This window comes from Rudanella paleaurantiibacter (genome assembly GCF_009184635.1).
GTDB classification, from domain to species: domain Bacteria; phylum Bacteroidota; class Bacteroidia; order Cytophagales; family Spirosomataceae; genus Rudanella; species Rudanella paleaurantiibacter.
Map to the genome: position 1 here is coordinate 284,091 of NZ_WELI01000005.1, position 26,442 is coordinate 310,532.

The window sequence follows — 26,442 nt, forward strand, 5'->3', positions numbered from 1 at the left end:
TGTCACACCTAACCTGAATAGCACTTACACCAGTTCAAAAGCACCGAACATAGCCCGAACATCGTTAACGTTGTTGACCATCAGGATATCCAGAATCGACAGCCAAGGTACAAACTCTGGGGCTTGCTGCGTGTACTCTACTCGTTTTGACTGGATAAAACTCAGTTGGACACCCGCATCAGCAAATCGCTGCCGATCGTACAACTCCTGCCCACCAATCGGATTAATGTAATGAGTGGCTCCCTCCTGCCCACAAATATCCAGAATCCGCTCCTGTGCTTTCAGGTGGCCATTTTCGTAAATCGTTGACGACGGAATCAGGGCCGTTGTAATGTCGAGGTAAGCCGTCAGTTCGGTGAAGCTGTGAAAGATGTAGTCGGCGATATTGTCGGCCTCAAAATTCACAATCCGCTCCAGCATGGGCATTACATCCTCGTAATGCGACGCTTTCCGGTAACTCTGTTCTACCGTTTTGAGCAGCTTACCGCGCCATTTCGGGTCACTGCTGAGCGCTATTTCCCGGATGGTTTTGTTCTGGCTTGCTCCCTGCAACGGCACTGTAAACAGGTGTTCTTTCCCCCCAACCAGCATTCGGTTACGGTTTACCCAACCCCGGTTAATAAAGGCCACATCATCATAAAACACAAACTTGTCAACCGTATTCATCAGTTGTAAATACCCGATGTACGGCAAAAAGTAGGGTTGCATGATGGCAAGAGTCATGAGATACTGAGTTTGGGGATTGGAGTATGAAAAACCCGTTGATGCGGCATCGACGGGTCTTATCCACTCGAAACTACTTCAATTTTCGCAGGTAATAATCTTCGCCCGGCACCACTACATTATGGGTCATGGTGGTATCGGTGCCCAGCCGGATATCGCCGGGTTGGGGCTTTATCACGCTGCTGGCAAAAAAGAGATAACTCGCTTCTTTCGGAATAGGCTGCACCCCACGCTCAAACGGGTTGATCGGAATGAGTCGCCGTTGGAGCCGGGGGCCGTACAGCGGGTACTCATAATCGTCGTTAATGGTACCTAAAGCTACGGTTGCCGTGTCGGGCACCATATCGTCGAAGCGCTTGTACGGCACATAAATATCAGGCCGCCCGATGGTCATCACCCGAACGCGGTCGGCTTCAAATGCTGATGGAAACTCACGCCAGGCAAACGGCAACGCCCGAATGTTAAGAAACACGCAGAGCAGCGCCGAAAGACACCCGAGCAGAACAACCCCACCCACATAGGCTTTCCCTACCAATCGGCCCGGCACGTCGACCCGGATGTTGGGCGCCAGAAACAGCAATGACAGGAAAGTAACGCCAAACAGACCCGTTTCGATAAAATAACGCCCTTTGAAGGGATCATAAGGGGCGGAGTACGACAGGGCGATAAAATGCAGCAACAGGGCCGCTCCCAGAAACAGGTGCGGAATAGAGCGCACAATCGACAATCCTACCAGAAAAATAAGCGGAAAAATGAGCGCGAAGCCGATAACTCCCCAATACGGGTTGGCGTTGTAAAACACAAACCGGCGGTCGAACGCAAACGGCTGGATAGAGAAATCCGTCACCTCGTCGAGCCGCAGGTTGAGCTTATCCTCCAGGTAGACCAAGGGCATCCGCATTACCTGATTGGCCTTGAAGCCCAGATCGGTGTTCCGAATCCCATCCAGATTGATGTGGTCGTATCCGTACCGAATCACGTTGCGGGTGCCCTGAATAATCAGGTTTTTGGTAGAGCCCGCCCGTTCAACGGATTGGTGCTTGAGCGCCGTTGGTGGCCCAATCGGGTGGCCAAAGACCTGAATATTTTTCAGGTATCCGGTGGGCAACGTCCAGATGGATACCGCCACTAGAATAGCGGCCCCCAGGCGCAACACACGCCCGAAGAATATCCCGAACGACGGAGCCCAGAACACCGTGTAGATCATAATGATAAACACAGAGGGCAACAGTAGCAGGAACGTAATTTTGTGTCCCAACGCCAGCGCAAACGCCATAGCGGCCAGCCACAAGTACCGGTTTTCGCGCACGCCTACCCCAGCTCCTTCTGTGGCCCGACCATCCGTGGCCCGATACGAGAACAAGGCGTAGAGCAGCACGCTGAGGTAAGCCGTGAGCACAATGTCGGTTTCGGTGGTAATGGCCTGCATCAGAAAATCAGGCAGCAGGGCGTAGGCAATCGCACAGAAAATACTGGCCGACAATGAAGGGGCTTGCCCACGCAGCTGGGCCAGTCGCTGCACAATGCCAAATATGGCCACAACAGCCGTCCAGTAGCTAAGATGATGAATGAGCTTAAACGCATTCTCGAACCGACCCGTAATCAGAAACGAATAAATCTGAATGGTACAAACACTCTTGGGGTACGTATCGATATTCCAGTTTGTACCGCCAAAATGCCGCATGGTTCCGCGTTGAATGTACTGCATCACCCGGTTAAGATGCCCCGTCATGCTATCCCACTCGTTGGGCACCGTAAACAGCACCAACAGTAGGTTCGTGACTGCAATGACGGTCAACGTCCCGATCATCGCCGAGAAAACGATTTTTGGGAAGGTAGTTAGCCCCCGGAACCAGTCGGTAAACAGGTCCCACCGGTCGGCCAATAGTTGCCGCACCGAAAACCGTAAGGGCGGGTTTGGGTCCTGCCACCGGACGAGTGTACGGAGCGCATACGCCAGAACGGTAGCCGTGATAAATACCGCGAAGCCCCAGGCCGTCGCATTGCCGGTAAGGTACAAGGCCGACAGAATCCAGCCTGCCGGAATGACACTCCCTGTAAATAGTAAAAATGACACCAGCCACCACTCGCTCAACGACCGCCGGGCAATACCCGACGCCAGCCGACCAATGTAGCCGATGAACAGAAGAAATAAAACGTAATGCAATAGTAGCAGCGACCCGTCGATCAGGTTAAATAGCAACACCATAGATTGTCCGCAGTTCGTTACACATTTTCGTTGATAATCCGACTTACCCGCTCGACCTCTGCCTCGGGCAAGGCCGGATGAAATGGCAACGATAACACCCGCAATGAATAGTCTTCGGACACAGGGCAGGCTTGCCGACTCGTGGCTGGCAAAAAGTCCAGGGTGTTGAGCGACGGGTAAAAGTACCGCCGGGGAATAATGTTATCCGCTTTGAGAGCTGCCATTACCCGCAACAGCACCGTTTCGGACTCAAACACAACGGGATAATACGCGTAATTGTAGTCTACATCCGGGCTGATGGTTGGCCGCCGGATCCGGTCAAAATTCAGCCGGGCGTCGTACCAGGAAGCCACCTGCTTTCGGTCTGCAATAAGACCGGCAACTTTAGGTAGCATCACCAGGCCCATTGCTGCATGAAACTCCGAGTTTTTGGCGTTGATACCGACACTGAAGTAGTCGTCGTTGCGATGGCCGAAGCTGCGGTAATTGTACAGCTTTCGCTCCATAACGGGGTCGTGGCACACAATACAACCACCCTCAATGGTATGAAATACCTTGGTAGCGTGGAAACTACAGGTGCTCAGGTCGCCATAACTCAGGATGGAGCGACCTTTGTAGCTTGCTCCAAACGTGTGCGCGGCATCATAAATCACTTTGAGGTTGTACCGCCGGGCAATAACCTCGATTCTTTCAATCTGACAGGCATTCCCGTACACGTGCGTGGCCAGAATTGCCTGCGTGTTTTCGGTAATGAGCGGCTCAATAGCGTCCGGGTCGATATTGAAATCGTCGGGGCTAATGTCAGCAAATACGGGTGTACAGTTTTCCCACAAAATGGCGTTGGTGGTAGCCACGTACGAGAACGGTGTGGTAATCACTTCTTTGGTGATATCCAGCGCTTTCAGAGCCATCTGCAGAACAACTGTCCCGTTGGTTGTAAACTTCAGATGCTCTACACCCAAATACGCCTGCAACTGTTTCTCCAGATCTTTGACCAGCGGTCCATCGTTTGTCAATTGACCCGATGCCCAAATCCGCTTTAGCTGCTCGTAATACTCTTCTGGCTCGGGCAGGTATGACTTAGTGACATATAGCATAAACAGGCATTCACCCGATTGGGCAAACCAAAAAGGCTAAAATTAAGAGGTTCGAAGTGTATGATCTTCTACGTAGACAGGCAATCCCGTCAGAAGGTGTCATTGCCCTCGTAAAAAAGGCAACATTAATCCTGATTACAACCCATACACTGCTTACTTGACCGGCTCTGCAACGAGCGAGTCCATGTGAAACTGAAACTGTGGCCGCACGTAGCCAGGCCATTTACCGTACCAGGCAACGCCCTCACGGTAATCTTCCACATCGAACGTGAGGCCTTCCTCCATGTGGTAGAGGGGCGTCACGGTATCTTTCACAATCATCATCGAGATCGTGTACGACCCGTCGTTGAGGAAATACCCCGGAATGGTACACTCACCCGTAACGAGTCCTTTCCCATAGGGCTGCGACTTAGACCCCACATTGAAAATGCACTCGCCCGTAAGTGAGTTAAGGTGCATGCTCAGGTTAAGGTTGGCGCTGTCCATCATATTCCAGAACTCGAACCGCACGCGCATGGGTGTCCGTACGTCAATGTGCGTCAGTTTGTCCTGATATTCAGGAATCAACTCAATACGCTTAATCCGTACCTGATCGTTGCCGGGCGCTTCTTCGGGTGTGTCCCAGCTCCGGCATAGCCGCGTACGTGATACTTTGCTCAGGTAGGTTGCGATGACAGCGTTGGTCTCGCCGTTTTCGAGCAACTGACCTTTCTCAAAATACAGCGTTTTATTACAAAGTGCCTGTACCGCCGTCAGGTTATGACTCACGAATAAGATAGTACGTCCGCTCGCTGAGTTGTCGCGCATTTTACCCAGACTTTTCTTCTGGAATTCGGCGTCACCTACGGCCAGTACTTCATCCACGATCATGATTTCGGGATCGAGGTGGGCCGAAATAGCAAACCCCAGACGCACGTACATGCCTGATGAATAGCGTTTTACGGGCGTATCGAGAAACTTCTCGACCCCGGCGAAATCAACAATAGCGTCGAACTGCCGCCGGATTTCGTTGCGCGACATGCCCAGCAGAGAGCCGTTCAGGAAAATGTTTTCACGCCCCGTCAGTTCGGGGTGAAATCCCGTTCCCACTTCGAGCAGTGAGGCCACCCGTCCCCGAATTTTCACCGAGCCCGTTGTGGGTTCGATAATTCGGCTCAGGATTTTAAGCAGTGTCGACTTTCCAGCCCCATTATGCCCCACAATCCCTACCCGGTCGCCTTGCTCAATGTTGAAATTCACATCGCGCAGGGCCCAGAACTCCTCATGCGTAACTTCTTCGTCGTCAGGACGTTTCTTTCCAAACCAGCTTCGCAAATTCTCACTCACCATGTCGCGGAGGGTGGTTCCACCCTTACCCCGCTTGTGGTCAATGATGTAATGCTTACTTATATTTTCGACCGTAATAACAGACATCTTCGCTTGATTAATGACGCGTAATGGATGGTTCGTAGCAAACTGCGGTCCGAAACCGCCGGGACACTACGCCTTGCCCGGCTTAAATATCATCCACAAAACTATTCTCCCGCTTGCGGAAGAAATACACCGACAACAGCAAACAGATCAGCACGATAGCCACCGAATACACCAGACTCTGCGGATTGAAATAGGCCTTACCGCCCAGCAACGACCAGCGGAATCCGTCGATAATGCCGACCATCGGGTTGAGCATATAAATCGAGTACCAGCGCTCACCCGCTACCAGTCGGCTGCTGTAGGCAATGGGACAGGCATAAAAACCAACCTGTACTATAAACGGAATCAGCTGCCCTATGTCGCGGAACCGCACGTTGACCACGGCGAAAAACAATCCGAAGGCAAACGAGGCCAGCACTGCCAAAATCATAAACAGAGGTACAAACAGCAAATGCCAGTCGGGCATAAACCGGTACCAGGCCGCCAAGATAATAAACAGCCCGAGCGAAACCAGAAAGTCGATAAAACTAACGGCAATAGAGCTAAGCGGCATAATGAGCCGCGGAAAATACACCTTCGTAACCAGATTGGAGTTAAGCGTAACGCTATTGCTCACCTGGGTAAACGCCGTCGAAAAAAACGTCCAGATGGTAATTCCGCCCAACACCATCAGGGGGTATGGTACGCCGGGGTCACCCTGAAGCTTAGCCACTTTACTGAACACAAATACCATGATGAGCATGGTAGTCAGCGGCCGAATCAGACCCCAGGCAGCACCCAAAGCCGTTTGCTTGTACCGAACTGATACGTCGCGCATCGACAGAATGTAGAGCAACTCGCGGTTGCGCCACAAATCACGCCAGTAATGCCGCTCCGAACGGCCCGCTTTAATTTCAACTTCCTGAACTTTCATGGTATTTCAGTTTCCAGCTTTGGGTTTGTAGTGGCCGTTTTGAAACAGCCCCGACGCCAACACGGTTGCGCCTACTCTTAACCGTAAACCGTAAACTCTAAAATTATCCTTCCTGCATCACCGACCGGTACGTTTCGCGAACGAACACAATCAGCAAGCTAATAATTAAACCTAACACAATACCGGCCTGCATCGCAATGGATGTCCGAATTTCTTTATACAACGGTAACGATACCGGTTCAATCTCGGTAAAGAGCGGAGCTTCCTTGATGAGCGACAGGCGCATGTTATCCTGCTGCTGGAGAGCTGCAAAATATTGCTGGCTCAGGAAGGTTGAATTACGGGTCAGGCGGGTTTCCTGAATCTGTGCCTGAGCCGCTACCACCTGCTGATTCTGATCAATCTGCCGGGCCAGCTGCCGCTCAGTACCGGTCATTACCCGATACAGTGAGTCGGTACGCTCTTTGAGCAACGTGTACATCTCCCGCGTTTTCTTAGTCTGCTTTTCCCGGTAATCCTCCTCAATCGTTTTGAGGTGAGTTTCTACAAACACCTTCGTCAGGGCTTCGTCTTCCATGGCAGCCGTGAGCCGCATAAACGAAGACTTACGCTCAGGCTGAGAGACCGCCATTTCCGTAGCAATTCGGGCGTAGACCTGCGACATGGCAAGAATCTCCTGCTTATTGTATTCTTCGGGCTTCTTGGCCCGATCAAACGTAAGCGTGCGGAGCGTATCGCTGTCTTCCCACTCTTTATCCCGAATGCCACTATGCACGATGTAATAGTTGACCAACAAGGTGTCCTTACCGTTGATCTTCACCGTTTTCATGAGCGTTTTCTCCACAACCGGCCGCGACTTGGCGTAGATCATGAAGTTATCCCCCACAAAGATATTTGCGTCGGGTGCGCTGCTGCCGAGACCAAAAGCGCCCGCCAGGGCACCCAACTCACCCAGGCCACCGCCGGTAGCACCTCCCCCACCGAGGTTGAAGGTAATACCCCCGTTGTAAACGGGCTTACGCTCCTCGGATATGTCAATAATTTTGCCGATGACGCCACCCAGCACCATCAATACTAGAATCAGTTTCCAATAGCGCTTGAAAACATGCTTCAGCTTAAACACCTGAAGCACAACCGCTTTGGGCGAAAGCTGGTCGGGAGGTACGGGCCGAACCAATGGAGCAGGTACTTCACTCATATTGGTAACAGGGGTATTCGGATTCATAAGGTCTTTAGGCAATTACGGCGCAACACGCGTCAGGGCGATAATCAGGCCGATTACGGATAACAACGATGAAATAGTGCCAGCGGTAGAAGCCAAAATCTGCTGTGGCGTCAAAGGCACTCCGGTCTTCTTAGGAACAATGATTTCCGAGCCCGGCTCTACCCGTGGGTACACGTTGAAGAACATGAACTTGCGGGTCCGGTCCACAGAACCATTCGCGTAGAGCACATACGATTTCCGACGCTGTGACCGGTCGGTAAATCCGCCGGCCTGGGCTACATAGTCCTGGAACGTCTGACCGGGCCGGTATTTTACCGTGGTCGGTAACATCAGTTCACCCTGCAAACGAACCGTTTCAAGTCGTTTTGGAATACGCAGAAGGTCGTCTTCCAATAACAGAATATCTTCGCTCGAGCCTGGGCTCTGCAAAATCTTTTGCAGGTTAATACCTATCGATTCCGTTTTAGTCGGACTTACTTCTTCGATTTGAACAACACCTTTCCGGCTATCATCCGAAATTTCATTGACAGATCGTTGGCGAATCGCTAACTCCTCTTCGCTCAGTTTAACTGTCCGGATTAGGGTCGCTCCCTCCACATAGGCAAACGGCGACAGACCACCAGCAGCCGTTACCAGATCCGATATTTTCTGATCTTTCCGAACGATTGGGTACTGACCGGGCAAAAGCACTTCACCTTCGATACGAGCATAGGTCTGCACCTGATAATTGGGCGACCGACGCACGATGACCTGATCGAATGGCTGCAACACAAACTTGCTGTCGGTACCTTTAATGGTCAGATCCCGGTCAATGTTGAACCGGAACGCTTCAGCAACAGACGCATTGGTTGAAGTCACGTCAACGTCTTTTTTCCGCCGAATCACCTCGATCTGGGCCGACGAAGCAGACTCTTTTAGGCCACCGGCCCGCAGAATCAGGTCTTCGAGCGTCATGTTGGCTACATATTGGAAGCCTTCTGAGGGCTGGTTTACCTCACCCTGAATGGATACACTGGCTCCTTCGGCCAATTCGAATTTCGATGTTACGATAATCTGGTCTTCCCGTTGCAGCGGAATATCGGCTGCAGAGCCGTTCAGAATATCGGCCAGGTTTACGGATAAGTTTTCCACCGCCAAGTCTTCACGCGTACGCACAATCTGAACGCGGCCCGTGAAGGCATCGCCTTTGAGACCTTCAGCGTTGTTAATCAACTGACGCAAAGTCTTGTTCTGATCGAGCGAGTAGCGGCCAGGCCGGAAAACGGCCCCCTGCACTGTCACCTGGTTTTCGAAGCGATCTAGCAACTGCTCTACGTTCACAATGTCGCCGTCCTGCATCACAAATGCCTTATACTGATCCTGTGTCACATCGATCACTTTACGCTCACGGTCGGTCAGGCGGGTTACTTTCACCCGATTTTTGTACGCATTGGCGGCAAAGTCTCCGGCGTAAAAGAGCAGACGATCCATTGTCTCGCCGGGCAGCATTTCAAAGATATTGTTCCGGTTCACGGTGCCGGTAATCTCGACCCGGCTCACGTACTTACCAAACCGAATAATATCGCCATCCTGTAAACGGACGTCGTTACGCTGAACGCCTGTCAACAGGTAATCGTACAGGTCAAGTGTTGTCAGTACCCGGTTGTTACGAATCAGACTTACCCGGCGGTATGAGCCCAACACATCGGGGCCACCGGCCTGATAAATCGCGTTCATAGCCGTCGATAGCGACGACAAAACGTACGTACCGGGCTTGAACGCTTCGCCCAATACCGATACCCGGATGCTACGGACAGCACCCAGCGTTACCTCAAGATACGTATTCTGGGCGCCGTACTGACTATTTTTCAAGCCGACAAATTTGGTCGACAGCCGATTGGCAATGCGTGCCTTGGCGGCTTCTACGGTAAGGCCCAATACCGATACCGGCCCAATACCACTATTTTGCTTGAAATACACATACCCCTCATTCGACACTGTCTGACTGAAATCAGCTTCGGTGTACCCATACAACAGAATGTTCAGGGCATCGCCGGGGCCAACTACATAGTTACGGGGCGTAGCAATGGTTGTTGAGGGCTGAAAAGGATTCTGATTATTCGAGTTGTTGAAGATTTCGTACCCGAACAGCTTCTGGCGGAGTTGTTCACGCTCGCGCCGACGGGCTGCCTGGTAACCATCTTCAATGGCTTCCTCTTGTGTTTTGGGCTCATCGGGCGTCTGCTGATCGGGCGCAATGCCATCAGCGGGTTGGCTACCATCTGTTACACCGGCACCTTGGCCATTAGCACCTTGCGGTGTTAAAGCCCCATTGGCACCACGGCCAGTCTGGTTTTGTCCGTTGGCCGGAACATTAGCCGGGGTGGTTCCCCGGTTAGAGCCCGGCGCGGTAACGCCCGGCTGCCCGGCCCGACCAGGTTGTGCGTTGCCCGGTACCACAACTCCTCCTGGTAATGTAGCCCCCGGACGGGCACCACCCGGCAGTGCCGATGGCTGTGCACTCGGCGCCGATGGTGTTACCTGCGCATTTGTTTGCGGAATCTGAGCCAACAGCCCAACCAGAACGAAAGAAAGGGCCGGCTTAAGCATTGATGAAGTGAGACGGTGGCGTAATGGCCGGTCTTGAGCCGGTGAATGGCACGAATCTTTTTGCATATTTTTTAGATGCATCATCTACATCGTTGGGCTAAACCCTAATTTGAAGGCTAAACGTCGGGCCCGCTGAAATCGTACTTTTCTTTATTTAGGTAGCAAAGTAAACGAACTTTCACCGCATTCTAAACAGTTTTCTATTTGGCGGAATTTTTCGTATCTTGCTACTCAAGAATTTCAGTCGTTTTCCATTTTTGCATTTTACCCCGAAAGTTCCTCTACGCTGTTTGTAGAGTTTGTTAACTGCTTTATGACCAATAACACCACTAAGACAGTTCAGTACGATGAAGATAGTATTCGGTCTCTGGATTGGCGCGAACATATCCGCCTACGACCGGGGATGTACATCGGTAAACTGGGCGACGGTTCGGCAGCTGACGATGGTATCTATGTGTTACTGAAAGAGGTCGTGGATAACTGTATCGATGAACACGTTATGGGCCACGGCAAAAACATTGATATCAAAGTAACCGACCACCGGGTCGAAATCCGGGATTACGGACGCGGTATTCCGCTCGGTAAGGTGGTCGAGGTTGTTTCCAAAATCAATACCGGTGGCAAATACGACTCGGGGGCATTCCAGAAATCGGTAGGTCTCAATGGCGTGGGTACCAAGGCCGTCAATGCACTATCGTCGTATTTCAAAGTACAGTCGTATAGAGAGGGCAGGTCGGTATGGGCCGAGTTTGCGCAGGGCATTCTGAAAAACACCGGCGAAGAGACCACCACTGAGCGTAACGGTACTCTGGTCTGCTTTGAACCCGACGATTCGGTGTTCAAGAACTTCCATTACATACCGCAGTTTCTGGAGAACATGATCTGGAACTACTGCTACCTGAATGCGGGTCTGACCATTACCTTCAACCGGCAGAAGTACGTTTCGCAGAATGGTTTGCTCGACCTGCTTCGGAACAAAACGGATGAAGATGCGCTCCGCTACCCGATCATTCACCTGAAAGGGCAGGATCTGGAGATTGCTCTGACCCACGGCAACCAGTACGGTGAAGAATACTACTCGTTTGTGAACGGACAGTACACCACGCAGGGAGGTACGCACCTGGCAGCCCTGCGCGAAGCCGTCGTGAAAACCGTTCGCGAGCACTTTGGTAAAGATTACGATGCGTCGGACGTGCGCGCCAGCATCATTGCGGCCGTAAGTATCCGGGTACAGGAGCCTGTTTTCGAGTCCCAAACAAAAACAAAGCTGGGCTCCATCAACATGGCGCCCGATGCCGATGCCCCTTCGGTACGTTCGTTTGTGCTTGATTTTGTCAAGGAGCGGCTCGACGACTTCCTGCACATGAACCCCACCGTTCGGGATGCGCTGAAAAAACGGATTGAGCAGTCGGAACGGGAGCGTAAAGAACTGGCCGGGATCAAGAAACTGGCCAACGAGCGCGCCAAAAAAGCGAACCTGCACAACCGTAAACTTCGCGACTGCCGCCTGCACCTGACCGATCAGAAAGGCGAAGATCAGCTCGAAACCACCTTGTTTATCACCGAGGGAGACTCGGCAAGCGGGTCGATTACCAAGTCACGGAATGTACAGACGCAGGCTGTGTTCAGCCTGCGCGGCAAACCCCTCAACTGCTTTGGCCTCACCAAAAAGGTAGTCTACGAAAACGAGGAGTTTAACCTCTTGCAACACGCCCTCGACATTGAAGACGGTCTGGACTCGCTCCGCTACAACCGGATTGTGATTGCCACCGACGCCGACGTCGACGGAATGCACATCCGCTTGCTGATGCTGACGTTTTTCCTTCAGTTTTTCCCGGATCTGGTGCGTAACGGTCACCTGTATATTCTGGAAACACCCCTCTTCCGGGTTCGGAATCCGAAAAATCACAAGGAAACTGTCTACTGCTACTCGGAAGACGAAAAGCAGAAAGCGATCAACAAGCTAACCAAGAGCGGCAAAAAAGTCGAGATCACCCGTTTCAAAGGACTCGGCGAGATTTCGCCCGATGAGTTTGGATTATTCATTGGCGAAAACATGCGACTGGAGCCGGTAATCATGGAAAAAGAAACATCGATTCCGAAGCTCCTGAGTTATTTCATGGGTAAAAACACGCCCGACCGGCAGCGATTTATTATCGACAACCTGCGCATTGAAAAAGACGTAGAAGATGTAGCGCTGGTATAAACAGCGAACAGTGAACAACAAACAGTGTTTTTTACTGATAGTAGGGGATTTGTTTGCCTAACTGTACTTTTGTCGTACAATTCATTCATTACGACTTACTGTTGGTTGTTCACTGTTCGTTATCAACTGTTCGTTGATCACTGACCACTGTTACCTGTTCCAATGACCCTCCAGAATTTACGCGACCAAATCGACTCCCTCGACGATCAACTTCTCCAACTCCTTAATCAACGCATGAATTTTGTTCGTCAGGTAGGCGAACTCAAGCGTTCAACCAACTCGATTATTTATAGACCCGAGCGCGAACGGCAGATTCTGGATCGGATGAATGCTCTGAACGGCGGACCACTAAGCGAGTCGGCGCTGGAAGCGATTTTTTTGGAGATTTTCGCGGCTGCCCGTAACATGGAACTGCCTGAGCGGGTCGCGTTTTTGGGGCCTGAGGGAAGCTTCACCCATCAGGCGGCCGAAAGCCGGTTTGGTGCCGTAAGTGCTTACATGGCCCAACCCACGATCCGGTCGGTGTTTGAGAGCGTCGAAACAGGTCGGGCCCGGTTTGGGGTGGTGCCCATTGAAAACAATCAGGAGGGTGTGGTCAACGAAACCATTGACCTGCTCAACGAGAAAAACCTCATGATTGCGGCCGAAGCCGAGATTGCCGTGCACTTTACCTTTGCGACTCAGACCGATAATCTGGCCGACATCACGCACATCTACTCCAAAGACATTGCGTTCCGGCAGTGCAGCAAATTCCTGAACGATTCGTTTGATGGCTTGCAGGCCGAAATGGTGCCTGTGGAGTCAACGTCGAAGGCCGCCAAAATGGCCGCACAGCAGCCCCGTACGGCCGCTATCTGTTCGCATATTGCGGCCAAGTTATTTGGCGTACCAGTTCTGTTTGATAACATCGAGGATTCGAACCTCAACCGCACCCGGTTTCTCCTGTTAGCCAAGGACTTCCGCAATGAACCGAGCGGACGCGACAAAACCACCCTGATTGCCCGTCTTCAAAACTCCAATTCACCGGGTGTACTGGCCGAGTTTCTGCAGGAGTTCAACGCGCGGGGTATTAACCTGACCAAGATTGAAAGCCGCCCTCTCCGCGAAGGAGCCACCTTCCGCTACTGGTTCCTGCTCGAATGCGAAGGTCACGCCGACGACCCGGCCCTTCAGGAGATTCTCAACCACCATACCGCTGATGTGAAGTGGCTGGGAAGTTATGTACGGGTATCATAAATAAATGCAGAAAATGAAAAGGGAGGAAGGAGAAAGGGTTGCCCTTTTCTCTTTCCTCCCTTTTCATTTCCTCCTTTTCCCCTTTTTCTTTCTCCCCTATTCAAAAAACGCCGGGCTGAAGTTCATCAGGTACACTTCATCGGTTGCACGGGTCACGGCGGTGTAGAGCCATCGGACAAACTCGTGCGTGACAGTCGGCTCGGGCAGATACCCCTGATCAATAAACACCGCACTCCACTGCCCACCTTGCGACTTATGCGCCGTCAGGGCGTAGGCAAACTTCACCTGTAAGGCTGTCAGGTACGAGTCACGCCGGACGGCTTCGGCCCGCTCTTTTTTAGATTTTATGTAGAAATAATCTTTCTGCACGCTTTCGTACAGATTGCGGCTTTCTTCCTGACCCAGCGCGGGGGTCGACGAGTACAGCGTGTCCAGAATGATCTTAGCTTCAAACTCGGGTTGCTCTTCGTAATCGACGAGCCGGAGGGTTACCGTGGCAAATCGTAAACCGTGCATCTCCTCCTTCCGCCGGATTTTAAGCACTTCAGCAAATTCGCCGTTGGCCAGAAAACCCGCAGGCGAGTCTTCTTCGAGCGTGGTGTAGTTGTTACGGGCAATCATAATCATATCCCCCGCATCGAGCTCATCTTCGCACCCATTGATCACCCGCCGGACAAACTGATTGTATTGCACAGCCGTTTTATTAGAACGGCACAAAATCACGGTGTTCTCCCGCCCAAACTTATTGTAGGCATACTGAATACCGTCTTCGAGCCGGGCTTGTGGCATCTTGTAAATATCCCGAAACGGTCGGGTTTGGAGCCGAATCATAGGCTCAGCAATGGCAAGCTCATTGCGGAGGTCGGTCGCATTAGCCAATATCCCCGACGTCTCCTCCTGCCGCATTACCTCGGTCAGCTCCTGCTCATGCACCACCATATCGAAGTTGTGGGCCAGAAAATCGCGGTTTAAAGCCGGGCTAAGGTCACTACCCACGGGAGGAAGCTGCGCGGTATCACCAATGAGCATTAGCTTATTACCACCGTTTTCAAACACAAACTCGATCAAATCGGTCAGAAGCCCTTTACCCCCAAAGTCAGCCTCGTCAGAAATCATCGATGCTTCATCCACAATAAACAGGGTGTCTTCGTGATAGTTTTTCTGACGCTGAAAATGGAGCGCCCCGGAGCCGGGGTCGGCTACCTGCCGGTATATTTTGCGGTGAATGGTTTGGGCCGACTTTTTGGCGTAATTCGACATCACCTTAGCCGCCCGGCCGGTTGGTGCCAACAGAACCGATTTATACCCGAACCGGGGCAGCACTTTAATAAGCGTACTGATAAGCGTAGTTTTTCCCGTTCCGGCGTATCCCCGCAGCAGAAAGCAATCGCGGTAATGTTCAAATTCTTCGCGGGTGATAAACGCTCCTATTTTCTCGAAAAATTCTTCCTGTCCCGGAGTCGGTTTAAAAGGGAAACGTTTGGCCAGCAACTGAGCAGCCGTTTGGGTTTCATTCATACCTTAAATTTACCCAAAAGGGGGCAGATCCGAAAGCAAATCACCCCGAAAACAAGCCGCTTTCATCTGATTTTTAAACTTTTCCGGGCAGCCACTTCACACTTTCTCATTTGTTCGTTATCTTCAACTTCCTAACAACCCTTTATTCACCATGAAAATCAAGCAAATACTATCCGGCAAAGCCATTAACACCATTTATTCCGTCCAATCGTCTGATACGGTATTCGATGCCCTCCGGCTCATGGCTGAGAAAAACATCGGAGCGGTGCTGGTTATCGACGAAGGGCAACTGGCCGGGATCTTTTCGGAGCGCGACTATGCCCGCAAAGTAATTTTGCAGGGACGGGCTTCCAAAGATACCCTCATTGCTGATGTCATGACCAGCAAACTCATTACGGTAGCTTCCGACGATAAGCTGGAAATGGCCATGCGGATTATGTCTGAGAAGCACATCCGTCACCTGCCCGTTATTGACAATGACGAACTAACAGGTATAATTTCGATCAACGACGTGGTTTCGGCTATTATGCACGATCAGCGTAACCGAATCAACTCACTCGAAAGCTACATCTCGGGCAACCCATTCTGAGTAAGCTGATAACCGGTTCAGCGTATATGGTTCGTATAACAACCCGTTACATCGTTGTTCCGAACCCCATGCAAGGTGATCCAACAGACCGAAACGGATAGCTGTTTTGGGACAAGCGTCCGTCAAATTCCGTATCTTCGTCCTCTTTTTGTGCGTTGATGAGTAGAATCATGACAGTAACCGAGGACAAAGCTCGTTCCGAAGTGCTCCGCCTATACGGCAACCGGCTCCGTATCCGTGTCTGCGGCCTATATCGGGAGGGCGACCGTCTTTTGATGGTTCGGCACCGGGGTATCAACCCATCCGATACGTTTTGGTGCCCGCCGGGCGGTGGGTTACAATTTGGCGAACAAACCCGCGAGGGGCTCGTGCGGGAGTTTGACGAAGAAACTGGCCTGAAAATTGAAGTAGGTGAGATGTTGTTCGTCAATGAGTTTATGGAGCCACCGCTTCATGCCCTCGAGCTGTTTTTTGTCGTGCACGCCATTGGTGGTTCACTGCGGCAGGGTACCGACCCTGAGATGAGCCTCGACGGGCAGATTATTGAAGATGTACGGTTGATGACGTTCGACGAAATCAAATCGTATCCGCCCGAAGAGGTACATACCTTATTTGGCCGGTGCCATTCAATAGAAGAAGTGTTTGCCCTGCGTGGCTATTTTGGTTCATAATTTGTTAATCGTGTAATTCGTTTTTATCAAGTTATCTGCTCACTCTTGTGCTAACGTCCACCACCGTGTCGCCTATTGTAACCGTTCGTCAGGATACGTTTGATGCTGCTCAGACGGAGCAATCGGTGCTATGCATGGAAGTAAGCAAAGACCATTTCCGGTTTTCGTACCTCGATAGCCAGAAACGGATTGCGTGGCTTGAAGACTTTGCGTTTCCGTCGCTGCTGACGGAACGCTCTCTCGCCGACAACCTGCCCGCTATTTTTCAGGACCATGCGGTATTACCCGCCGGTCCGTGGCAGCAGGTTTTGGTGTCGGTCAACTCGCCGGCTTTTACACTCATTCCCAAGCCGCTGTTCCGCAAGGAGTACGCCAGCAGCTACATGACCCTCATGCGGGGTAGCGCGTTGCCTCCGCACGAGTATGCTCACTTTTTTGAGCAACCGAACGAAAATTTCGTGTCGGTTTTCAACGTGGAGCACCGGTTAGCCAATTACCTCGCGGGTGTATATCCACTGCAAAATCTCACGTTTGTACACCAGACCACAGCCCTGATTACGGCTTCGGCCGCGGTAGACCGTCACCTCATCAGTACGCAAAACTTATTGCTGTATTTTGAAGATGAGTTTGCCACGGTGATTCTGCGGTCGAACCGGGAGTTACGGTTTTGCAACCGGTTTGGGTTTAAAAATCCGCTTGATCTGACGTATTACCTCCTGTACGTCATTGAGGAACTACGGCTTGAGCCTTACTCGGTGAATGTACTGTTGTACGGTGAGATAACCCCCTTTGCCGATACGTACCTTCAATTAGCTGAGTTTATGCCTCATATGGTGTTTGGGCAAACTCCGGCCGGTATTCGGTTCGACGGCGATAACTTCGACGATCTCCCCGAACACCGGTACCTGAGTCTGTATGGCCTTAGCCTGCTGACAGCCTAAGCTACTCCCGAACCTGCGTATCGAACGCCCCCGTCAGCACCTGCCCATTACGTTTTACCTGTACCCAGACCCGGTAATGCCCCGCCCGTGGAAACGCGTACGGAAACTCCACCATGTTGTTCGTGCTCATCGCGTGGTTCATCGGGCCCATTTCGGCTTTGAGTAGTGCATTCCGGCGGCTTTCGGGCATTTCTTTGAGCTGGGCCAGGTAGGTATCAATACTATCGCGGAAACGGGCACTATTGGGTTTCTGCACGGCCCGGCTGGTATCAGCAATCCGTTTACTGAGCGTTTCTTCGGCCGCCATCGAATACGTCCCAACCGGATGCAGGTGAATATACACCGTTCCGTCGGAGCGCAGAATAGCCGCGTGGCCGCTCATGCCCAGGTAAGGTTCCAGTGTGGCAGCTTTACCGGTCGGGTCGGCCACGGCAAACTTCAGCATATACAACTTGCCCGCATCCAGCGTTTTACCGGGCTTATCGGTCCACACCATCGTGCTCCCATCGGCCAGTTTGGTACTGGCACCCGGCTTCCCGCAGGCTACCATATCTTCGTCCAGATGCAGTTTACCCACGGCATCCTGCTTTACGCCCATTGGCTCGGTAATCAGAAAACTGTCGTCGGGGTCGGTAACGCGGCCGAGGGCGGCCTGCGCGGCCGATTGCTTAATCATGGGCAAATCGAGCGTGTCGGTCAGGGTTTCGGTATAGCCCGACCGGTACACCACATCGGCAAATAGTAGGTAACGACCACCGGGCAGCTGGGGGAGCCGGGCGGTAAACTGAAGCGAGTCGGTACGTTCGGGGTGCAAATGGGCGAAGGCATCCATGCCCGAATCGGCACGTACCAGAAACGCGTGCATCAGCTTGCCGTGGTCAGGAATGAGCAGGTTGAAATCGCGCCGACGTTGCCGATTGTGAGCAAACCCGGTGGTATCAGGCCGGATGGTCAGCACCACCCCACCCGATTCAGGCCTGGCTGACGAAATCAGGGAAACGGGTTTGTAGAGCTGATACGCTCGGTACTCATCGGCCCAGCTATCCCACCAGAACCGCCCGCCAGTTAGCAGTAAAACCAATACCACACCCCCAATTCCCATGCCCACCAGTCGTTTGCGCCGAAGCGCTTTGGGGTCCGAAACGCCTACCCCATCGGCATTACTGGCGCCGATGATGGTGATCATCATACCAACGAGAACCAGTCCCATCAGGGCCAGCCCGGCACCCGTTCCGGCGGGCATATCGCGGGTTGCGGTTGATATGGCCACCACCGGCACCACCACCTCGGCTGGGCCGTCGGGGCCATTGATGGCCAACTGAATACTGGTCGAGCCAGACTCCATAAGCCAAACAGCCCCCTCGAACCGGTTGGCTTCAGTTCGGGTCAGCTCGTCGTGCGTCGGGGCCCCCTCATCGCCCGCGTTGAAGTACACAGGCCGCCCCTCAATCCGGGCTACGCGCCCCTGCTCTACAAATACGGTTACTTTGGCCGTACCGGGCACCACATCAGGCGGCAGCACCTGCACCAGCAGGCTGTATTTACCTACCTGCTTCTGCACAATTACCCCCGCACTACCTACGTGAGCCCACGCTGGTAAAGCCAGCATGAGCAACGCCCAAAGTTGGGCCAATACGCCCTTTTTTCTCATCCAGCCTGTTTGTGTTGTCTTGTTCATACGGTAGGTTTGGTTAGCGTACAATGCGTTTCATCCAGTTACCCCACCACAAACCAACACGGGCCGAAACCATCGCAATCACAATAGCTTTCCCAAAACTCAGCGCCAGCTCGGTCGTTGTCTGGTCAAAGTACGGATTAAATTTATACCGATACTTCCAGTCAGGGTCATTGTCGTAAGGCCACGCTTCGCCCAGGAAAAACCAGTTGCGCGCATAGGGCGACTCCAGCAAGAAGCCACCAAAATGCCATTGCACCACCCCAAACAGGGCTACAAACACTACCCCTGCCAAAGCCGCCAGACCCCAGTCGGAAATGCGGCCCGCAAACCGCCTGTTCAGCCAGTCGAGAGCCAGGCCGGGTACCACCAGCAACAGCGGGAATGAATAAGGCTGGTAATGGGTGATGGGATTCATAACCGGCCCCAGCTTAGGCGTAGCCGGAAACAACGGCAAGACCCAGTTAGGCAACAGAATAGCCAGCATGTACAAGACTGTGATAGTAGCGATCGGGTATGCGAGCGTAGACCCTCGGCCAACGGCCATCAGAAAAACGGGAAAAATAAAAGCCGCAGTAACGTAGTACGAGGTGTTGTGAGAAACCCAACGGCCCATGTTTTCCGACAGCAGAATGTACAGTACCGACAATAAGAAGGCCGCCGACAGTGCATACAACACCCGGATACGCCCCGCCGACCGGGCATCGGCCGTGGTGGTGGTGTTTTGCAGGGCCAGAACGCCTACCATTGCGCCAAACTGCACCATCATCATACCCAGCACCAGCACCGTGTGCGGAGGAGTCAGAATCTGGACATCGAGCCCGTAGGTGTTATGCCACCAATCATCGAACGGGGCCGAGGTCAGCATGGCCAAAGCGCCCCAGACGCAGTACATTGCGCCCAGCGACCCGTAAAAAACACCCCAGAAACGTACCGATCGTGACCGGGCCGGGTGTTGCCTGCGCAGGGTAGTCGACAAAATCTGGTAGCCTGAGAACAGGCCTGACACCAGAGCACCTACGTAGATAACCACGTGCGGGGGCGAAAACAGCCCGTCGCGGCCAATACTGATGTGCCACATGATGTCCCAGAGCAGGCCCATGACAATGCAGAATGACGCAAAAACCACGGCATACACATACGTGGGAACGGTAGCTGAAACTGGCTCTACCCGCTGGCCAGTTACGGGTTCTGCATAACCGGGTAGGGATTGAAGAGGGAGAGTAGGTTGCATACGTGAAGAAGGGTTAACGAGGCTAAAAGGTAAATATTTTTCGGGTGAAAAAGAGCCTGTATAGGTATGAACGGTACATTTAGCCGGGCAAAGTCTGTTTTTGCCTCTTTCCATTTTCATTCATTACCATGAATACGAATAATCCATTTCAAAACGAGCAATTCCGGCGGCTCGTACCGGTTGTTTATGGCCTTGTAACGCTTGTTATCGGCCTTTTTGCGTTAACGTCTGTGGTAGCTTTCATGCAGCTCACATCGAGTGGCAGCCCCGCTACCCCAACACAGACAACTGGAACGCCCACACCCCCTACGCCAGTAGTTGCCCAACTTTCCGAAGCCCAGGAACACGGCAAATCGCTGTTCACGAACAACTGCGCCCAGTGCCACGCTATAACAGACGAAGTACTGGTTGGCCCCGGTCTCAAAGGGGTTCGGGAGCGCACACCGGGCGATGAGTGGCTGAAAAAGTGGATTCGGAACTCGTCGGCGCTGGTAGCTGCGGGAGACCCTTATGCGGTACAGGTGTTCAATAAATTCCAGAAGATTCCAATGTCATCGTTCACGTCGTTGAGCGATGCCGACTTAAACGATCTCCTTGATTACATCGGTACAGCCAAATAGCGTTTATTGGTTTTGCGTCTATAGTTTCTGGTTAATAGCATAAAGGCGGAGGATTCTCTACAGAAACAAGACCGTATAAACGACAACGAAGTATCAGAAATCCGGTATTTTTGCAGGACCCCTGCGGGCAGGATGCTCGTCAGGGGTCTTTTTACATGGAAATTCTGAAAAGCCAGCGGCTGAACAACTTACGGTACGACATTCGGGGGCCTGTGTACGAGAAATCGTTGGAACTCGAAAGTCAGGGTTACAAAATCATCAATCTGAACATTGGCAACCCCGCCCCTTTCGGCTTTGATGCCCCCGACGAAATTGTCCACGATATTATTCTGAACATTCGTAACGCGCAGGGCTACGCCGACTCGCGGGGCCTATTCGCGGCCCGTAAGGCTGTCATGCATTACACGCAGACGCTGAACCTGCCCGGTATTACGATCAACGATATTTTCATCGGCAACGGCGTCAGCGAACTCATTCTGCTGTCGATGCAGGCGTTGATCAATGAGGGCGATGAGGTACTGGTTCCCGCGCCCGACTATCCGCTCTGGACTACGTCGGTTGCCCTAAGCGGAGGCAAGCCTGTGCATTATGTGTGCGACGAAGCCGCTGGCTGGAACCCCGACCTGGCTGATCTGGAACGCAAAATCACAAAAAAAACCCGGGCTTTAGTCGTAATCAACCCCAACAACCCCACCGGTGCGGTGTACGACAAAGCCGTACTTGAAGGCATTGCCCAGATTGCCGAACGGCACAGCCTGATTGTGTTCACCGACGAGATTTACGACAAAATTCTGTACGATGGCGCCCAGCATCACCCGATGGCGCGGTTTGTACACGACACGCTCTGTATCACTATGGGCGGTCTTTCCAAGAACTACCGGGCGGCCGGTTTTCGGGGGGGGTGGCTTATCCTGAGCGGGGCTCGCGCTAAAGCGAAATCCTATATCGAAGGGCTTACCCTGATGGCCTCACTCCGTTTGTGCGCCAACGTTCCTACGCAGTACGCCATTCAAACAGCTCTGGGCGGCTACCAGAGTATTCAGGATCTGGTTCACCCGTCGGGGCGGCTTTATAAACAGATTATGCTCGCCCACGAGCGGCTCACGGCCATGCCGGGTATCACCTGCACCAAGCCCAAAGGAGCCTTATATGTATTCCCAAAAATCGACCTGAGTCAGTTTCGGTTCAAAGACGACAACGAGTTTGTGTACGACCTGCTGGCCGAGCAAAAAGTGCTTGTTGTAGCCGGACAAGGCTTCAATTACCCCCAACCGGATCATTTCAGGGTTGTTTGCCTTCCCACCGTCGACGAGCTGAACGTGGCCCTGGACCGGATTGAAGCCTTCCTCGTTAGTCGGCATATTGGTAGTTAACGCTCACCCCATTCATACAATTCCTAAACTCCATCCCTGTGTCTCCAACTGCTCCTGCATCGTCCAAATCGTACCTTGGGCCTCTGCTCATTATCGGCGCTCTGTTTTTTGTATTCGGCTTCGTAACCTGGGTCAACAGCGTTCTGATTGCCTTTTTCAAACAGGCCTTTAACCTCAGTACGGTAGCCTCCAACCTGGTGGCCTTTGCCTTTTTTATCTCGTACACGGTCATGGCCATCCCCTCGTCGGCGGTACTCCGGCGTACCGGTTTCAAAAACGGCATGTCGGTAGGGTTGGGCGTGATGGCGCTGGGTACGCTTGTTTTTGTACCGGCAGCCAGCTCGGTTTCGTATCCGATGTTTCTGGCGGGTTTGTTTCTGATTGGTATCGGGCTAACTGTATTACAAACGGCTTCCAACCCCTACGTGACCATTTTGGGCCCGCGCGAGTCGGCGGCTCAACGGATCAGCTTCATGGGTATTGCCAACAAACTGGCGGGTATTGCCAGTCAGCTTATCTTCGGAAATATCCTACTCTCCGAAAGCGGCTCTACCGGTACCAACGCCCTTGAGAAAGTAGTAACGCCCTATCTGATTCTGACCGGTGTCCTGGTCGTTCTGGCCTTGCTCGTGCGGTTCTCAACCCTCCCCGAAGTATCGGAAGAGCAGGACGATGTACCCGCCGAAGAATTGGGCAATGCGCACAACCACACCAGTATTTTTCAGTTTCCGAACCTGGTTCTGGGTGTTATTGCGCTGTTTTGTTACGTGGGTGCCGAGGTAATCGCCGGCGACACCATTATCAACTACGGCATGGCCATGGGCTTCAGCAATGATGAAGCCAAGTACTTCACTACCTACACGCTGTATGGCTTGCTGGCAGGCTACCTCCTCGGCATCGTAGCCATTCCTCGCTACATTTCGCAGCAGAAAGCCTTGTTGTACGGTTGTATTCTGGCCCTTGCGTTCACGGTGGGCGCTCTGCTGACCGACGGGTATGCGTCGATTCTTTGTGTGTCGTTGCTTGGGTTTGCTATTGCTCCGGTATGGCCCGCTGTTTGGCCGCTGGCCCTGAACCGGCTTGGCCCGTTTACCAAGCTGGGGTCGGCCTTGCTGATTATGGCTATTTCGGGCGGGGCCCTGCTGCCGCTGCTGCACGGCTACCTCACCGACCACATCAGCCCACGTACGGCCTACGCGCTCTTGCTGCCCCTTTTTGGTTTTATCCTGTACTATGCCGCCATTGGGCATAAAAAGACAAAATGGTAAGTCGTAGTTGTCAGCGATGACATCTGGTTTAGAGGGATGTCTTCTCAAAAGCCAGTTCTAAAGAGATGTCATCTCTCCAAATGAGATGACATCTCTGCCCCCCCTTCCATGTGACTTCCGTTCACCATCCGCCGAATTGGCGAACACGCGTGGCCCAGATTGTGTTACCTTTGTACCGGACTAACCCTCCGTTCCAATTCGACCACGCGTATGCTTGATCTGCTGCCTACTTCGGCCTCGGCCTCTGATTCTAAATCCCGTTTATATACCCCCTCGCTGACCGAATACGTTCGGCGTAAAACCGTTACCGTTCGGATTGGCGATGTGCCGATGGGCTCCGACTTCCCGATTCGGGTACAATCCATGACCACCATCGATACGATGGACACGGCCGGTTCGGTTGAGCAGTCGATTCGGATGATTGAGGCCGGGTGCGAATACATTCGTATTACCGCCCCCAGCGTAAAAGAGGCACAGAATCTCGAAAACATTCGCAAAGAACTCCGCGCACGAGGGTACACCACCCCACTCGTGGCCGATATTCACTTCACGCCCAATGCCGCCGAACTGGCCGCCCGAATTGTGGAGAAAGTGCGTATCAACCCCGGCAATTATGCCGACCGCAAGCGATTTGAACACATTGATTACACCGATGCCTCCTACGCAGCCGAGCTGGAACGCATCCGGGAGAAGTTTCTGCCGCTCGTTCGGATTTGCAAAGAGTATGGCACGGCCATGCGGATTGGCACAAACCACGGCTCGCTTTCCGACCGGATTCTGAGCCGCTACGGCGATACACCCGTCGGCATGGTGGAGTCGGCCCTGGAGTTTCTGCGCATCTGCGAAGACGAACAGTATTACAACATCGTGTTGTCGATGAAATCGAGCAACCCGCAGGTGATGGTAGAAGCCTACCGACTGCTGGTACAGCGACTCGATGAAGAAGGGCTGCAACCCTACCCGCTGCACTTGGGCGTGACCGAGGCCGGGGAAGCCGAAGATGGTCGAATCAAATCGGCCGTGGGCATTGGCACTCTGCTCGAAGACGGTCTGGGCGATACCGTTCGGGTTTCGCTTACCGAAGAACCTGAACGCGAAGCCCCCGTGGCCAAAGCGCTGATTGACAGGTACACGCGCCGGGCCGCCGAGGCTTCGGCAATCCCACCAGTAGGCCACTACCCTATTGACCCCTTTCAGTACAAGCGCCGGTCCACGCACGAGGTCTTTAATTTTGGCGGGGCCAACGTACCTCGCGTCATTGCCGACTACAGCCAAACCCCGGTTACGGAGTACGATCAACTGAAAGCCATCGGGCATTTTTACCTGCCTGTCCCTGACAAATGGGCTATGAACGACCTGGGGGCCGATTTCATCTACACGGGTGCTACCCCAGCCGCTTTCATGTTGCCTAATGGCCTGAAAGAAATCATCGACTATACGGCCTGGCAAACCACGGGCGATACGGCCAACAAGTTTCCGCTCCTGACCGCCGACGAGTACCTGGCGGCCCGTCAGACACCGCTGAGCAACCGGCTCAACGTGGTGCGGGTTTCGTTGTCCGAACTGAGCGAATCACTCATCGAAACCCTCCGCGCCGACCCAACGGCCGTTTTGCTGGCCACCACCACCAACGCCCACGCCATGCCCGAACTGCGCCGGTTGTTTGTCGAGTTGATAAACGGGGGCCTCACACTACCCGTGATCATTCAACGGGCTTTCCCGACCGTTTCGGCCGACGACCTGCCTCTGTATGCCGCCACCGATATGGGCGGTTTGCTGGTTGATGGACTCGGCGATGGGGTAATGCTGGCTGGTGGCACCGAACCTGCCGAACAGAAACGCCATAACGAACTGGCGTTTGGAATTTTGCAGGCTGCCCGCACCCGCATTACCAAAACCGAATATATCTCGTGCCCCTCCTGCGGCCGTACCCTGTTTGACCTTCAGGAAACGACAGCCATGATTCGTCAGCGCACCGACCACCTCAAGGGCGTAAAAATTGGCATTATGGGCTGCATTGTAAATGGTCCCGGCGAGATGGCCGATGCCGACTATGGGTATGTAGGCATCGGACGCGACAAGATTGCCCTGTACCGGGGGCAACAGGTGGTGAAAAAGTCGGTGCCGGCCGCCAATGCCGTCGACGAGCTGATTGGATTAATCCGGGAAGATGGCCGCTGGCTCGAACCAACAAACAGCGAACAGTGAATAACGAACAGTTAGCAGTGAACCACGAACAGTAGGCAAATCACAATCTACGGGAGTTTGTCAAAACTGTGGGTTCCTGTGAACAATTTTCGTAAACAAAACATTGTCTTTTAGTAGTGTCACCCTTTTTAGAAGAAGCTATTTACTGCTCATTGTTCGCTGATAGCTGTTCGTTGTAATGAATCGTCTTCTGGATTACCTCAAAATCGGGCCCGTATTTGCGTACTTCCTGCGGGTATTTCGCAAGCCCAACCCAAATGACCCATCGAGTTTCAACCTTCGTATGATGCACGGCATCAACCGGATCTCGATTGTGATGTTTCTGTTCTGTCTGACCGTAATGGCCGTTCGGGCCTGTACCCGATGAACGTGGAAGACCTGCGCGAGTACGGTTTGAGCAAACCCGGCGCTACGGAGTCGTTTCCGTTCGGCCCCGAAACACTCGTACTCAAAGTAGGTGGTAAAGTCTTTGCCCTGATTAGCCTGGATGCCCAGCCCACCACCCTCAACCTCAAGTGCGACCCCGAACGGGCCGTGCAGTTACGGGAAGAGTACGACGCTGTGCGGCCGGGCTATCACCAGAACAAACTGCACTGGAATACAGTGATTCTGGGGCCGTCGCTACGCTGGAGTCTGGTTCAGGAATGGATCGATCACTCCTACGAGCTGGTTTATCAGGGATTGTCTAAATCCGTGAAAGCGGAATTGAACGGTTTAACACTTTAGGTAGTATA

At 52.8% G+C, this 26,442-nt stretch carries 21 protein-coding genes; 11 read left to right on the forward strand and 10 right to left on the reverse strand.

All coding sequences use genetic code 11. From position 1 onward, the window contains the following. Nucleotides 1-24: 24 nt before the first annotated feature. The 7 genes from F5984_RS13395 to F5984_RS13425 form a co-directional block, all read right to left on the reverse strand. On the reverse strand, nucleotides 25-723 hold the full coding sequence (locus tag F5984_RS13395) for a WbqC family protein (protein WP_152124776.1): 699 nt from the start codon (nucleotides 721-723) through the stop codon (nucleotides 25-27). A 73-nt stretch (nucleotides 724-796) separates the two neighbouring features. Then, nucleotides 797-2,932, reverse strand: coding sequence for a protein O-mannosyl-transferase family (locus F5984_RS13400; RefSeq protein ID WP_246168960.1), 2,136 nt, complete (start codon nucleotides 2,930-2,932; stop codon nucleotides 797-799). Between the two features lie 17 nt (nucleotides 2,933-2,949). After that, nucleotides 2,950-4,029 carry a DegT/DnrJ/EryC1/StrS family aminotransferase gene (locus tag F5984_RS13405; protein WP_152124777.1) on the reverse strand — a complete coding sequence of 360 codons (1,080 nt, stop codon included), beginning with the start codon at nucleotides 4,027-4,029 and terminating at the stop codon, nucleotides 2,950-2,952. A 153-nt stretch (nucleotides 4,030-4,182) separates the two neighbouring features. Continuing rightward, a complete protein-coding gene (locus tag F5984_RS13410) occupies nucleotides 4,183-5,442 on the reverse strand; it encodes an ABC transporter ATP-binding protein (protein ID WP_019986423.1) in 1,260 nt (419 codons plus the stop codon). Nucleotides 5,443-5,524: 82 nt separating this feature from the next. Next, on the reverse strand, nucleotides 5,525-6,355 hold the full coding sequence (locus tag F5984_RS13415) for an ABC transporter permease (protein ID WP_152124778.1): 831 nt from the start codon (nucleotides 6,353-6,355) through the stop codon (nucleotides 5,525-5,527). Nucleotides 6,356-6,458: 103 nt separating this feature from the next. After that, entirely contained in the window at nucleotides 6,459-7,580 is a 1,122-nt protein-coding gene (locus F5984_RS13420; RefSeq protein ID WP_152124779.1) for a hypothetical protein, read from the reverse strand. 15 nt (nucleotides 7,581-7,595) lie between these two features. Next, the gene (locus tag F5984_RS13425; protein ID WP_246168962.1) at nucleotides 7,596-10,169 is read right to left on the reverse strand and encodes a polysaccharide biosynthesis/export family protein; all 2,574 of its coding nucleotides are present in this window, start codon (nucleotides 10,167-10,169) and stop codon (nucleotides 7,596-7,598) included. A 313-nt stretch (nucleotides 10,170-10,482) separates the two neighbouring features. Between F5984_RS13425 and F5984_RS13430 the strand changes: the two genes are divergently transcribed. Both F5984_RS13430 and pheA read left to right on the forward strand, forming a co-directional pair. Continuing rightward, nucleotides 10,483-12,375 carry a DNA topoisomerase IV subunit B gene (locus F5984_RS13430; protein ID WP_152124780.1) on the forward strand — a complete coding sequence of 631 codons (1,893 nt, stop codon included), beginning with the start codon at nucleotides 10,483-10,485 and terminating at the stop codon, nucleotides 12,373-12,375. A gap of 162 nt (nucleotides 12,376-12,537) precedes the next feature. Further along, nucleotides 12,538-13,611: a prephenate dehydratase gene (pheA, locus tag F5984_RS13435; protein ID WP_152124781.1), complete on the forward strand. Its 1,074-nt coding sequence runs from the start codon at nucleotides 12,538-12,540 to the stop codon at nucleotides 13,609-13,611. A 96-nt stretch (nucleotides 13,612-13,707) separates the two neighbouring features. Here the strand turns inward: pheA and F5984_RS13440 are convergent, their stop codons facing one another. Further along, complete coding sequence (locus tag F5984_RS13440; RefSeq protein WP_152124782.1) at nucleotides 13,708-15,129, reverse strand: ATP-dependent DNA helicase; 1,422 nt, start codon at nucleotides 15,127-15,129, stop codon at nucleotides 13,708-13,710. A 151-nt stretch (nucleotides 15,130-15,280) separates the two neighbouring features. On the opposite strand from F5984_RS13440, the gene F5984_RS13445 reads away from it, so the two are divergent. The 3 genes from F5984_RS13445 (at nucleotide 15,281) to F5984_RS13455 (ending at nucleotide 17,330) form a co-directional block, all read left to right on the forward strand. Next, nucleotides 15,281-15,718, forward strand: coding sequence for a CBS domain-containing protein (locus F5984_RS13445; RefSeq protein ID WP_152124783.1), 438 nt, complete (start codon nucleotides 15,281-15,283; stop codon nucleotides 15,716-15,718). Nucleotides 15,719-15,888: 170 nt separating this feature from the next. Beyond that, on the forward strand, nucleotides 15,889-16,389 hold the full coding sequence (locus F5984_RS13450; protein WP_246168964.1) for an NUDIX domain-containing protein: 501 nt from the start codon (nucleotides 15,889-15,891) through the stop codon (nucleotides 16,387-16,389). A 65-nt stretch (nucleotides 16,390-16,454) separates the two neighbouring features. After that, nucleotides 16,455-17,330 carry a DUF3822 family protein gene (locus F5984_RS13455; RefSeq protein ID WP_246168968.1) on the forward strand — a complete coding sequence of 292 codons (876 nt, stop codon included), beginning with the start codon at nucleotides 16,455-16,457 and terminating at the stop codon, nucleotides 17,328-17,330. Nucleotide 17,331: 1 nt separating this feature from the next. Here F5984_RS13455 and F5984_RS13460 read toward each other — a convergent pair whose 3' ends face one another. Beyond that, complete coding sequence (locus tag F5984_RS13460) at nucleotides 17,332-19,008, reverse strand: hypothetical protein (protein ID WP_152124786.1); 1,677 nt, start codon at nucleotides 19,006-19,008, stop codon at nucleotides 17,332-17,334. A gap of 13 nt (nucleotides 19,009-19,021) precedes the next feature. Then, nucleotides 19,022-20,239, reverse strand: coding sequence for a hypothetical protein (locus F5984_RS13465; protein ID WP_246168972.1), 1,218 nt, complete (start codon nucleotides 20,237-20,239; stop codon nucleotides 19,022-19,024). Between the two features lie 128 nt (nucleotides 20,240-20,367). Here F5984_RS13465 and F5984_RS13470 point away from each other — a divergent pair, with 128 nt between their 5' ends. The 6 genes from F5984_RS13470 to F5984_RS13495 all read left to right on the forward strand — a co-directional run bounded on the left by F5984_RS13470 (nucleotide 20,368) and on the right by F5984_RS13495 (nucleotide 26,434). Beyond that, nucleotides 20,368-20,859 carry a c-type cytochrome gene (locus F5984_RS13470; protein WP_246168974.1) on the forward strand — a complete coding sequence of 164 codons (492 nt, stop codon included), beginning with the start codon at nucleotides 20,368-20,370 and terminating at the stop codon, nucleotides 20,857-20,859. Nucleotides 20,860-21,014: 155 nt separating this feature from the next. Next, nucleotides 21,015-22,232, forward strand: coding sequence for a pyridoxal phosphate-dependent aminotransferase (locus F5984_RS13475; RefSeq protein WP_019986410.1), 1,218 nt, complete (start codon nucleotides 21,015-21,017; stop codon nucleotides 22,230-22,232). 38 nt (nucleotides 22,233-22,270) lie between these two features. Then, nucleotides 22,271-23,500, forward strand: a complete 1,230-nt coding sequence (locus F5984_RS13480) for a sugar MFS transporter (RefSeq protein ID WP_152124787.1) — start codon at nucleotides 22,271-22,273, stop codon at nucleotides 23,498-23,500. 210 nt (nucleotides 23,501-23,710) lie between these two features. Beyond that, nucleotides 23,711-25,708, forward strand: coding sequence for a (E)-4-hydroxy-3-methylbut-2-enyl-diphosphate synthase (gene ispG, locus F5984_RS13485; RefSeq protein ID WP_152124788.1), 1,998 nt, complete (start codon nucleotides 23,711-23,713; stop codon nucleotides 25,706-25,708). 178 nt (nucleotides 25,709-25,886) lie between these two features. Then, nucleotides 25,887-26,075 carry a DUF6728 family protein gene (locus tag F5984_RS13490; RefSeq protein ID WP_019986407.1) on the forward strand — a complete coding sequence of 63 codons (189 nt, stop codon included), beginning with the start codon at nucleotides 25,887-25,889 and terminating at the stop codon, nucleotides 26,073-26,075. Further along, complete coding sequence (locus tag F5984_RS13495) at nucleotides 26,072-26,434, forward strand: MmcQ/YjbR family DNA-binding protein (RefSeq protein ID WP_152124789.1); 363 nt, start codon at nucleotides 26,072-26,074, stop codon at nucleotides 26,432-26,434. The genes F5984_RS13490 and F5984_RS13495 overlap by 4 nt, the downstream gene beginning before the upstream one ends. Nucleotides 26,435-26,442: the final 8 nt, after the last annotated feature.